Below are 11,732 nucleotides of genomic sequence, written 5' to 3'. Positions count from 1 at the left end.
ATCCTTCGAGGTTCCGGATGTCATCTTTTAGCAATTAATGGATTTAGGCGATCACCTATTCATGACAATCTTACGGTCTGCCTCGCCATGAAAGGCTCCGAGCCGGTCATCATCAGACTCCATGCTGGGGACCGTCAGAATCCCATCCACCCAAAGATGCCGGAACCCAAGCTCACCAATCCCCAAGCCCCCGCCGACACCCCACCCATCACCAAGGCCCCACTGACACCCTACCCATCACTAAATAGGGCCTTTATTCGGATTTCACACCTGACAATCCGGGCTACCAACCAAGCTCCGCCCCCGCCTCAATACCTATGCCACGAGCAAACAACCACGTCAGCAGCCGCAACTGCTTCGGCGCCATGCCGCAGCTAGCTACCTGAGGCTCGAGCTAGCTACCTGAGGCTCGGCCTGACCTCACGTAGATGTCGAGTCAGAAAGGTGTCATGAACGATTGCTGGGTGAAGCACAGGAACTAACTGAGAGGTCGTGACGGATTGTGATCATTTAAGCGAGGTAATCTAGCGAAAGCATTCATTCAACTCACAGCTAATCTGAGTTCAATCTATCTTTCGTATACTCTCCTCCTCTCTCTGGGATATATCCCGGCTTCTGTTTTCTTTTCTGTTTTAACCTTCCTGCGTGACGAGTTCCCCGCCCTCGTCGCACCACAAACGCATAGCATTCAACTGCAAAGGACCATCTCATGCATCGCCGCTCGTTCTTCCAGACCGCTGGCATCTGCGGGCTCGCCCTGACCGTTCCGTCGGTGGCTTACGCAGCCGACACTCCGGTTAGCCTCGGCTTCATGGATACCCCTGAGGATCCGACCAAGCAGCTGGAGACCATCGTAGGCCGCCTCGACGCACTTCCGGCGGACCTCAAGAAGGCCGACCCGAAGTCGTACCCCAACTACGAAGAAAAGCTGCGCGCTCATCTCGGTGACCTCAAGGTTGTCACCCCGCCGCAGCCGCGCCTGTTCTCCACCCCGTTAGGTAACACCGTCATGGTGACCAACCCGGTGAAGTGCGCATTCTCTGTGGTCTCGGTCGTGGTGAAGTTCGGGATCTCGGTCATCAAGATCATTCAGTGGATCGTTCAGGCTTTCAAGAAGTATGGCGGCATCAAGGGCGTGTGGGAGGCTCTGCGCTCAGGCAAGCTCAGCATCGACTTTGGTAAGGAAGCCGAGAAAGTTCTGAACGAGATCATGGGTATCCAGCAGGTGGTTGAAGCCTGCATGTAAGGGTACTGCTCTATATAGCAGCTAACGACCTTTACTAGAGTCTATTCAAAGCACGAGGTGCTCGGACAAGTTTGTTCGAGCACCTCGTGCTTTTGGCTGGTTTACGTCGGCGGATCACATAAACGCTTCACAGAGAATCGGCACCAACCTACTGTTCGACGTACCCCTGCGTGGCCGCATTAACCATGCGCTCAGCCACTGTTTCAACATCGGACGGTTTGAGAAGGCGGCGCACAAACTCGCCGTGCGTGTGCATCGCCTGCTGAGCAATCGCAAGATGAGGCACATACCCTTCAAAGGCGTGCGTTCCACCCGGTAGGACATGCAGTTCACAGGCTCCACCGTCTCGCCAGATCGCGGACGCGAAGGCAATGTTTTCGTCACGGAACGGCTCGGCACTACCCACCTCAATGCACACGGGCGGCAAATCGCCGAGCCAGGTTGCGCGAGCGGGCACGTTATAGGGCGAGACCTGCTCGTCAGGTCCGGCGTCACCGAGCAGAGCCGCCCAGCCGATAGCGTTGGCACGTCGAGTCCAGGTGCCGAGCGTCTCGAATTGTTGGCATGACAGGGAGTCGTTCCGATCATCCAGCATCGGGCAGATCAGATTGACGCCAAGCAGGCTCGGGCCTCGACGGTCGCGCGCAAGCAGCATGGTTCCGGCGGCGAGTCCGCCACCGGCGCTGACCCCGATCAGGATCAGCCTTTGCGGATCAAACCCGAGGTCATGGCCGCGTTCGGTCAGGGCGACGAGCGCTGCGTAGCAGTCTTCAACCGGAATCGGAGCGGGGTGTTCCGGGGCGAGGCGGTATTCGACCGACATCAGCACTCCGCCGTGGTCAAAGATCCAGGGAAGAAGCAATTCAATCCCGTGGAAGCGATTGCCGAACATCATGCCGCCGCCATGAAAAAACACGAATCCCGGTCCCTTGGTGGCGGCGCCCTGCGCAACGTCCCCCTGCGCAGCATCGCCTTGCGCAGCGTCGCCCCCATTCTGAGGGTGCTCAGCGCCGTGCGCATCGGGGCTCGCTGCACCAGTCCCCACCTCAGCTCCGGCCTCTGCCTCTGCCTCTGCCTCACCATGGCGGGCATCGCGGAAGAGCGACACGGTCAGCGCATGCCCCTTATATCCCGGCACCTGTATTTCGTCATGAGCCACGCGGTCCCGTTGCTCGGGTGAGAGCTGTGCCAACACATCGCGCAGGGTCCGTTCGCTTCCGGCCCGACGAACCGGAATATCATCCGCACTATCCAAAGGAGCAGGGGGCACCCGCTCTAAAAACGCTGCAACTGCCGGATCGTAGGCAGGGCGGGGTGTGCGCCCGAACTGGTCGCGGCGCTCGGCGTCGCTCGGGGTAGCGGACGCAGCAGAGGCGACAGAGGCGGTCGACATAGGTTTCTCCTCGAAGAATCGGCGCACCGTGAGCTGGAAATCTATCGAGCATCGTCGCATATCGCTGCGGGATTTACACCGCGGCGAGCACTTCGCCCAACGACACGAGACCGGGTGCGGCGCCCTTAGAGCATCCGCTAGTCCGCCACCGCCGTGCCAGGCCCGTCATCACCCCGGCATCCCCATCAAGCCGTCGAGGTCCGCCGCTTCCTCACCGCGAGCCACCCGCACGGCGCGCTGCACCCTGGCCACACCCCAGTCACTCAGACACGCAGCATCCTGGGGATCCACGAGATCCCAGGCGTCCAGCTCGCTCTGTTGCAACACAATTTTCTGGGCGATCTCGGCGGCGGGCAGCACGCCCCCGTCGAACACGAAATGCACGCCCATTGGGGCGCCTCGCGCAGGCGATGCGGGAACCCAGGTCACTACCAGCAGTCGCCCCACCTCCACGTCCAGCCCCAGCTCTTCACGCACCTCCCGGCGGGCGCATTGCCGGGCGTCCTCGCCCTCATCCAGACAGCCGCCGGGCAGCAGCCAGTGGGTGCGATAGTTGGGTTTCACGATCAGAACACGATCTTTTTCGTCACGAATGAGCGCCGCTCCTGACGTGATGACCTTGGGTAACGACGCGAAATACACCGGATCGGGCAGCAACAGGTTCACGCTCTCACTGTCTCAGAAGGTACGGCGTGGAACAATGGCGACGTTACCGTGACCCGAGAGGAAGGTCTCCATGGACATCGACTCCCTCATTGCTCGTCCAGCGCCGCGCGATGACAAGGGCGACCGCGATCTGACGATCCACAAACCTGAAACGTGGGCTACCGGTTTGCCCGCGGGTCTGAATGCTTTGAAAACCGGTATGGAGCAGATGGGGCCGCGGCGGACTGCGCGCACGCTGCTTCGGGTGAACCAGCACAACGGGTTCGACTGCCAGTCCTGTGCATGGCCGGATGAACCCGCCGAGATCCGCAGGCCGATCGCGTTTTGTGAGAACGGGGCGAAGGCTGTGGCCGATGAGGCGACGCTGCGCCGGGTGCCACCGGAGTTCTTTGCGCGCCACAGCATTTCTGAGCTGCATGAAAAGTCTGACTACTGGCTCGGCGAACAGGGTCGGCTCACCCATCCGATGGTGCTTCGGCAGGGGCGTGAGCATTACGAACCGATCACCTGGGAAGAGGCGTACACCCTTATCGCCGATCAGCTGAATTCTTTGGATCATCCCGACCAGGCGATTTTCTATACGTCCGGTCGCACGGAGAACGAAACCGCGTTCATGCTGCAATTGTTGGCCCGTCAGCTGGGAACCAACAATCTGCCGGACTGCGCGAACATGTGCCATGAGTCCTCGGGCGTTGCCATGATTCCGACCGTGGGCGTCGGCAAAGGCACCGTCACGCTCGACGACGTGCAAACCTCGGATTTGATCATCATTGCAGGTCAGAATCCGGGAACCAACCATCCGCGAATGCTCGCATCGCTGGCGGAGAACAAGAAGCACGGCGGCAAGATCGTTGCGGTCAACCCTCTGCCGGAAGCGGGCCTGCTGCGTTTTAAGGATCCGCAGTCACCGAAGGATGTGCTCGGGCACGGGCAGAAGCTCGCCGACGAGTTCGTTCAGGTCCGGCTCGCGGGTGACCTCGCGTTTTTCATGGGTGTGAACAAAGTGCTGCTGGAACACGGTGCTGTCGACGCCCAGTTCGTCGAGGAGTACACCCACGGCTATGACGATCTGGTGGCGGCATTGGACCGCGTCTCATGGGAGGACATCCTGCACGCCAGCGGTGTTGCGCGGGCGCAGATCGAAAAGGTCGCGCAGATGGTGATGGATGCGAAGTCCGTCATCGTGTGCTGGGCGCTCGGCGTCACGCAGCATCGTCAATCAGTCGCGACCATTCAGGAGATCGTGAATCTGCTGCTGCTGACCGGCAATATCGGTCGGCCCGGGGCGGGACTGTGCCCGGTCCGCGGCCATTCAAATGTGCAGGGGGACCGCACCCAGGGCATCACCGAGCAGCCCTCGGAACAGTTCTTGCAGGCGATGGATCGCGAGTTTGGCATCACCAGCCCGCGTCAGCATGGAGTGGATACCGTCCACGCGGTGCGCGCGATGGCCGAGGGCAAGGCGACCTTCTTCCTGCAGATGGGCGGGAACTTCGCCCGGGTCACCGGCGATTCTGACTACACCGAAAAAGCGCTGCGTAACTGCGACATGACGGTGTACATTTCCACGAAGTTGAACGGAACGCATACCGCGCCCGGCAAGATTTCGCTGATTCTGCCTACGCTCGGTCGGACCGAGCTGGATATGACCGGTGGTAAGCCGCAGCGACTGTCCGTGGAAGATTCCATGTCGATGGTGCACGCCACCCGGGGTCGGTTAAAGCCTGCCTCGAACATGCTGCGCAGCGAGCCGTCCATCATCGCTGGCATCGCTAAGCGCACGTTCCCACTCAATCCGAAGATCGACTGGGACGCTATGGAACACGACTACGACGTGGTCCGTGACCATATCTCCCGGATCATTCCCGGTTTTGAGAACTTCAATGAGCGGTTGAACATTCCTGGCGGGTTCCAACTGCCCAACGGGCCGCGCGATTCTCGGACCTTTAATACGCCGACGGGTAAAGCGAATTTCACGGCGTCCGAACTGGATGTCGTACGGATTCCTGAGAAGCATCTGCTGTTGCAGATCTCCCGGTCCCACGACCAGTTCAATTCGACGATTTATGGTCTCGATGACCGCTACCGCGGAATTGCTGAGGGCCGTCGGGTCATCTTTGTAAACCCCGACGACATCGCGCGTCTGGGGCTGAGCGACGGGCAGATCGTTGACATCACCTCCATTTTCGAGGGTGAGGAACATACGGCGGTCGCGTTCCGGATTGTGTCGTACCCGACCGCACGGGACTGCGCTTTGGCCTACTTCCCGGAGGCCAATGTGCTGGTGCACAACCGACAGGTGGCGAAGGATTCGTACACGCCGGTGTACAAATCTGTGGTGATCCGTTTGGAGCCGACGAAGCACCGGGGTCCGGTTCCGCTCCGCTGAGATTATGCGCGGCGAGGCGTTCCTCGGGGTCGATATCGGCACCGGCAGTTCCAAGGCTGTTCTGGTTGATCCTGACGGCTCGGTGATCGGTGCAAGGACCGTCGAGCATCGCGTCACCCATGCCTCGGGTGGCCGGGTAGAGATGGATATGCGGCTGTGGTGGGACGAGTTCAAGGCTCTGTTCTCCCAGCTCATTGCCGCCTACCCGGTGCGAGTTCTCGCGATCGGGGTGTCGGGGATGGGTCCGTGCGTCGGGCTGACCGATCACGCGGACCGCCCCCTCGCCCCGGCGGCTTTATACGGCGTGGACACCCGGTCGGGTGCGCAGATTGCTCGTCTGCGTGATTTGCTCGGCGATGAGAGGGTGCTGGCGACCTGCGACAGTCCGCTCACCTCGCAGGCTGCCGGTCCCAAGCTCATGTGGTTCCAGGACCATGCTCCTGAGGAGTTTGCCGCGGGGGTTCGCTTATATATGCCCGCATCGTGGCTCATTCGGCACCTGACCGGTGAATACGTCTTGGATCGGCATTCGGCTAGCCAGTGCACCCCGCTACTGGATGCCGAGACGTTGACCTGGGATAACAATCTGGTGCGCGATCTTTTACCCGGACTGATGCTGCCGCGTTTGGGTTGGGCTCGGGATATTTGCGGCGAGGTCACGGCGTCGGTGGCTGCTGAACTCCCGGGGCTTCAGGCCGGAACCCCTGTGCTGTACGGGACTATTGATGCTTGGGCTGAACAAGAGTCTGTGGGTGCGGTTCGGGCGGGGGAACTGTTTTTAATGTACGGTTCCACGATGTTCCTGATCGCAAACGTGCCGCGGCGGGTGCGGCATCCGGCGATGTGGGGGACCGCGGGGACGCAACTGGGGATGCGCCATCTAGCCGGAGGTCTCGCCGCCTCCGGTAGCATCACGTCGTGGTTTCGGGATCTGACCGGTGGTATCTCGTATGCGCAGCTGGTTGCCGAGGCCGAAAAGTCCCCACCCGGCGCTAACGGCCTTTTGGCTTTGCCGTATTTTGCGGGTGAGCGTTCGCCTCTGCACGATCCGGATGCGCGCGGCGTGATTGCGGGGCTGACCACCCGTCATGTGCGCGGCGACATCTACCGGGCGATTCTTGAATCCACGGCTTTCGCGGTGCGCCACAATCTGGAGGCGATGCGCGGTGCAGGTGTGGAGATTAATCGCATCACCTGTGCGGGTGGCGGTACTCAGGCCTCGCTTTGGACCGCCGTGGTCACCGAAGTGACGGGTATCCCTCAGGAGGTTCACCGTTATTCGGTGGGGGCTTCTTACGGGAATGCTTTCCTGGCGGCGCGGGCGATCGGGATGTGCGCGTGCGTTGATGAGTGGAATCCGGTTGAGCATCGCATCGAACCGTCCTGTAGCCTGAACAGCGAGGCGCGCGCTGCGTTCGGGTCCCTACAGCCCGGTGAGGTCCGCGACGCCCATGAAGCCCTTGTGCCCCACGGTTCCCGCGATACCCGGGGCCTGTACGAGGAGCTGTATGGCTTATACCGGGATCTGCACCGAACGACCTCAGGGCTGCAGCATCGTTTAGCGTCGCTACAGCCCTGAGCGGGTCATTCGTGTGAGTATGGGGCGGTCACAGACTCCTTGTCACTGATACCCGATCACAAACTGACCGGGTTTCCTCCCTGCGCGAGGCTCTGACCGGCTGCTTCCGCGACCCGGAGGGCTTCGTACCCGTCGATCACTGACGGGCTGACCGGCTCCCCCGTCTTAGCGGCCTTAAGGAACGCCTCGATTTCGATCCGATAGGCGTCGGCGTAGCGGGCAAGGAAGAAGTCCAGCACCGGTCCCTTGGCTAGCGTGGTCTGGGCATCGGCGCGGCGCACTGCGGTAGCGGTCAGATTGTCGGCGCTGAGCGAGCCGGTGGCCCCGAAGGCTTCCAGACGCTGGTCGTAACCGTAGGCGCAGGTCCGGGAGTTCACGATCACGGCTGTGCGCCCGGCTGCGTTCCACAGCGTGACGATGGCTTGGTCGATGTCGCCTTGTTCGCCAATCGCGGGGTCGATCACGGTGCCGCGGGCCGAAACTCCGGCGATGTCTCCGAGGAAATGGCGGGCCATGTCAAAGTCGTGGATTGTCATGTCCTTAAAAAGTCCACCGGAGGTAGCGACATATTCCACGGGAGGGGCGGCGGGGTCACGGCTGACGATGGTGAGCTGCTGAAGATCACCGATTTCTCCCTGCTGCACTCGCTGATGAATTTCCGCGAAGGTGGGGTCAAAGCGACGGTTGAAGCCCATCATGACGTGTTGCGCCTGGTCGCCGAGTTCGTCGAGGCACCGCTTGGCCTGGTCGAGATCGAGGGCGACCGGTTTTTCGCACAGCACCCGCTTGCCGGCGGACACAGCGGCCAGGATGTGCTCAACATGGAAGGGGGTTGGTGACCCGATGATGACGGCGTCGACGTCATCCCGGCGGAATGCATCCTGGAGGTCGGCCGAGTGGTCGGCTCCGTAGACGGAGGCGATCTGAGCGGCGCGGTCCTCAAACGGGTCGCAGACCAGGGCGAGCTCAACCCCGGGTGATGCGCTTACGGCGCGAGCGTGCACAGTGCCGATGCGTCCGGCTCCGATCAGGGCAATGCGGGTCATGGTGGAACTCCTCGTTGATCTCCGGTGGTATGTGTGCCGTTTAGCTTCGCGATATCGAGCGCAGTCTCAGATGTCGCACTGATAGCCAGGTACCACACAAGCGTATGTCCTGACATTATCGCGCACAAGACGCGGGATTTGTTTGGTAGTTCCTGGGAAGCGAGGCGGTTCCTGCGGGGTGCGCTCGAGGTGTCCAGCCACGGCCACGCCGCGCACATCACAACCCGCATCCGTCAAACTCGCACCGGTGTGCTCACGTGCTGACCGAACGCCTGCGTTCCAGCCTGGCGATTCCGCTCCAGCGCGCAAGCAACACCACCGCCACCAGTTCAATGGCCGCGCCGATCACGATGACCAGGCTCATCCCATCGAATCCATGAGCGTGTTCGGTCCGGTAACCAACCTCTTCAGCAATAAAGCCCCCGAGCCAGACTGCAATCGGGTACGGCCCCTGGGCAAGCAGCCGACGGGCACCGAAGATCCGGCCCTGCTGCTCGCGGGGCGTTGCCTGCTGCCAGATCGCGAGCAGAGGAGCATTGGAAGCCTCTAGCGCAGCGGACCGAACAAACCCGATCAGCGCAACGCTCAGCCAGGTTGCAGTCGCGAGCAGCGGAAGACGTCCACCGAGCACCCCGATCATGAGCCCGGCAATCACCCAACGCGAGCGTGACCCGGGCAGACGCCAAAGCATCATCGCCACCGATACCCCGAGCACCCCCACGGTGCCGGCGGTCGCATACGCAGCCACCGATGTTTCCGGGTTCGAGGCTCGGGAGATCACAAACGCTGAGATGACGCCGGCGCTGAGCCCGTTGCCGACGTTGGACAGTGAATACGCGAGTTGGGTACTGCGCATATCCCGGTCGCGCCACAGCAGCGCGAGGCCATCACGCGCCCCGCGAAACGGCATGGTGATCCACGATCCATACACCGCCTCGGGCCGATGCCGCGGCAAAGCCATGGCAATAACGCCCGCAAGCACGAATGATGCGGCGTTGGCGTAGCTGATGTGCAGGAAATCGAAGCTGACATAGAGCCATGCGCCGAGCGGCGGTCCAGCGATCAACGGGGCGTTTTGCAGCAGAACGGTCAGCGCGTTGACGCGCACCAAATCGTGGTCATCCGAGAGGTCTCTGACGGCAGCCTGCAACGTCACAGCAATCACCGCGTCGAAGCCGCCGGATATGACGATCAGCGCAAACAGTGCCGCATATCCCTGGTCAGAAGTCGCACTGATTCCTATGCCAACCGCAAGGGCAGCTAAGCCTAGGTTGGCAATCAACAGGACATTGCGCTTGGGAAAATGGTCGGCGAATCCACCCGCAATCGGGGACAGATAAATCGAGGCGAGCATACTCGCAGCTAAAACGGATGACAGCACCACCGCAGAGCCGGTGTTGTGAAACAGGTACAGCGATAGCGCCACCGTGACGGCGCTCGACAGAGTTCTCGAAACTCCTTGAACACTCCAGATCGCGACCACTTTAGGTAGGACCAAACGCGCGTTCCCCCTCCATCACGCCCAGCACAGTTCTGCCCGCCCCTGCTCGCATTGTGCGCGTCTGTATCGCACGTGCCCGCATTGCACTCACATAGCCCATAGCCCATAGCCCATAGCCCATAGCCCATAGCCCATAGCCCATAGCCCATAGCCCATAGCCCATAGCCCATAGCCCATAGCCCATACAAGCATAAATATCGGGCAGGTCGGACGCCTACCTTAGCATCCGACCTGCCCGTATGATCCAACGTGAGACGTAGAAGCTCACGATCGACCTAATCTATTGCAGATCTGCCTCGACCTCACTCACTGCGCACTTCACGCGCACTACCGAGCTAGGCCACTAGCGACCTCAAAGATCAGCCGTAGAGCGCCTCAACATCGTCGTCCACCCAGTCAAAGGCCTTAGACACGGCTTTCTTCCACAGCCGGAAGTAGCGCTCACGAGTCTCGTCGTCCATGCGCGGCTCCCACCGCTTATCCTCGGCCCAGTTCGCAACCACATCTTCTTCACCGGACCAGAAGCCCACAGCAATTCCGGCTGCGTAAGCGGCGCCCAGCGCGGTGGTCTCAATAACTTTCGGACGCACCACGGGAACCCCAAGAATGTCAGCCTGGAACTGCATCAGGGTTTCGTTTTTCACCATGCCGCCGTCAACCTTCAGCTCAGTGAGATCGACACCGGAATCAGCATTCATCGCATCGAGCAGCTCACGAGATTGGAAGGCGGTGGCTTCAAGCGTTGCCCGGGCGATGTGGTTCTTATTCACATACCGGGTCAGGCCGACGACCACGCCGCGAGCGTCAGCTCGCCAATGCGGTGCGAACAGACCGGAGAACGCCGGGACGATGTAGCACCCGCCGTTATCCTCAACCTGCTTGGCCAGGTCCTCGATCTGGGGGGCATTGTCGATCAGGCCGAGGTTATCGCGCACCCACTGCACGAGCGAACCGGTCACGGCCACGGAACCTTCCAGGGCATAGACCGGCTTGTTCTCGCCGAGCTTGTAGCACACGGTGGTCAGCAGACCGTTATCGCTGCGCACGAGCTCTTCGCCGGTATTGATCAGCATGAAGTTACCGGTGCCGTAGGTGTTCTTGGCCATGCCGACCTCGAAGCAGGCCTGGCCGAAGGTGGCGGCTTGCTGGTCGCCGAGGATGCCCGCAATCGGGGTGTCGATCAACAGACCTCGTTTACGCCCGTACCCGTAAATCTCAGAGCAGGACTTGATCTCGGGCAGCATCGACATGGGGATTCCCATGTCGGCACAAATATCGGGGTTCCAGTCGAGGGTGTCGATGTTCATCAGCATGGTGCGCGAGGCATTGGTGACGTCGGTGACGTGCACACCGCCGTCGGAACCTCCGGTCATGTTCCACACCAGCCAGGAGTCGGTGTTACCGAACAGAAGGTCGCCACGTTCAGCTTTCTCGCGCGCACCCTCGACGTTGTCGAGGATCCACTTCACCTTGGGGCCGGAGAAATAGGTCGCCAGAGGAAGTCCGACCCGCTCCTTGTACTTATCGGCTCCGTCGTCCCCGGCGAGTTCGTCGCAAATCCGCTGGGTACGCGTGTCCTGCCAGACAATCGCGTTGTAGACGGGTTCACCGGTGGTTTTATCCCACACCACCGCGGTTTCACGCTGGTTGGTGATACCGACGGCAGCCAGATCGTGCCGGTTGATCTCGGCGTTGACCAGGGCCTGTCCGACTACGTGGCGGGTGTTGGCCCAAATCTCAGCTGGATCGTGCTCAACCCACCCTGATTTAGGGAAGATCTGCTGGTGCTCTTTTTGCCCGCTGGCCACAATGTTCCCGGAGTGGTCGAACACAATGGCGCGGGTCGAGGTGGTGCCCTGGTCGATGGCAAGAATGTACTTAGTCGTGTCGCTCATGATGGCTCCTTCGGAAT

At 61.0% G+C, this 11,732-nt stretch carries 8 protein-coding genes; 3 read left to right on the top strand and 5 right to left on the bottom strand.

Going from position 1 to position 11,732, the window contains the following annotated elements:
• Positions 1 to 709: 709 nt before the first annotated feature.
• Positions 710 to 1,246 carry a hypothetical protein gene (locus tag BN1724_RS09315; RefSeq protein ID WP_058235133.1) on the top strand — a complete coding sequence of 179 codons (537 nt, stop codon included), beginning with the start codon at positions 710 to 712 and terminating at the stop codon, positions 1,244 to 1,246.
• 148 nt (positions 1,247 to 1,394) lie between these two features.
• Here the strand turns inward: BN1724_RS09315 and BN1724_RS09310 are convergent, their stop codons facing one another.
• Positions 1,395 to 2,639 (bottom strand): alpha/beta hydrolase, encoded by a 1,245-nt coding sequence (locus BN1724_RS09310; protein WP_058235132.1) that lies wholly within the window; start codon positions 2,637 to 2,639, stop codon positions 1,395 to 1,397.
• A 168-nt stretch (positions 2,640 to 2,807) separates the two neighbouring features.
• Positions 2,808 to 3,305, bottom strand: coding sequence for an NUDIX domain-containing protein (locus BN1724_RS09305; RefSeq protein ID WP_084252936.1), 498 nt, complete (start codon positions 3,303 to 3,305; stop codon positions 2,808 to 2,810).
• A 70-nt stretch (positions 3,306 to 3,375) separates the two neighbouring features.
• Here BN1724_RS09305 and BN1724_RS09300 point away from each other — a divergent pair, with 70 nt between their 5' ends.
• Both BN1724_RS09300 and BN1724_RS09295 read left to right on the top strand, forming a co-directional pair.
• Positions 3,376 to 5,694, top strand: a complete 2,319-nt coding sequence (locus BN1724_RS09300; protein WP_084252935.1) for an FdhF/YdeP family oxidoreductase — start codon at positions 3,376 to 3,378, stop codon at positions 5,692 to 5,694.
• Between the two features lie 4 nt (positions 5,695 to 5,698).
• Positions 5,699 to 7,273 carry an FGGY-family carbohydrate kinase gene (locus tag BN1724_RS09295; RefSeq protein WP_058235131.1) on the top strand — a complete coding sequence of 525 codons (1,575 nt, stop codon included), beginning with the start codon at positions 5,699 to 5,701 and terminating at the stop codon, positions 7,271 to 7,273.
• A gap of 56 nt (positions 7,274 to 7,329) precedes the next feature.
• Here BN1724_RS09295 and iolG read toward each other — a convergent pair whose 3' ends face one another.
• The 3 genes from iolG to glpK all read right to left on the bottom strand — a co-directional run bounded on the left by iolG (position 7,330) and on the right by glpK (position 11,715).
• Positions 7,330 to 8,319, bottom strand: coding sequence for an inositol 2-dehydrogenase (gene iolG / locus BN1724_RS09290; RefSeq protein WP_058235130.1), 990 nt, complete (start codon positions 8,317 to 8,319; stop codon positions 7,330 to 7,332).
• 253 nt (positions 8,320 to 8,572) lie between these two features.
• Positions 8,573 to 9,817: an MFS transporter gene (locus tag BN1724_RS09285; RefSeq protein ID WP_084252934.1), complete on the bottom strand. Its 1,245-nt coding sequence runs from the start codon at positions 9,815 to 9,817 to the stop codon at positions 8,573 to 8,575.
• Between the two features lie 362 nt (positions 9,818 to 10,179).
• Complete coding sequence (gene glpK / locus BN1724_RS09280) at positions 10,180 to 11,715, bottom strand: glycerol kinase GlpK (RefSeq protein ID WP_058235128.1); 1,536 nt, start codon at positions 11,713 to 11,715, stop codon at positions 10,180 to 10,182.
• Positions 11,716 to 11,732 lie beyond the last annotated feature (17 nt).

Origin of the sequence: Devriesea agamarum (assembly GCF_900070355.1) — a bacterium.
Classification (GTDB): Bacteria; Actinomycetota; Actinomycetes; order Actinomycetales; family Dermabacteraceae; genus Devriesea; species Devriesea agamarum.
This window is presented reverse-complemented; position numbering and strand designations above follow the sequence as displayed.

Coding starts and splice junctions, on each gene's coding strand:
- iolG (WP_058235130.1), bottom strand. CDS start 8,319: ATGACCCGCATTGCCCTGATCGGAGCCGGACGCATCGGCACTGTGCAC.
- BN1724_RS09300 (WP_084252935.1), top strand. CDS start 3,376: ATGGACATCGACTCCCTCATTGCTCGTCCAGCGCCGCGCGATGACAAG.
- BN1724_RS09315 (WP_058235133.1), top strand. CDS start 710: ATGCATCGCCGCTCGTTCTTCCAGACCGCTGGCATCTGCGGGCTCGCC.
- BN1724_RS09295 (WP_058235131.1), top strand. CDS start 5,699: ATGCGCGGCGAGGCGTTCCTCGGGGTCGATATCGGCACCGGCAGTTCC.
- glpK (WP_058235128.1), bottom strand. CDS start 11,715: ATGAGCGACACGACTAAGTACATTCTTGCCATCGACCAGGGCACCACC.
- BN1724_RS09310 (WP_058235132.1), bottom strand. CDS start 2,639: ATGTCGACCGCCTCTGTCGCCTCTGCTGCGTCCGCTACCCCGAGCGAC.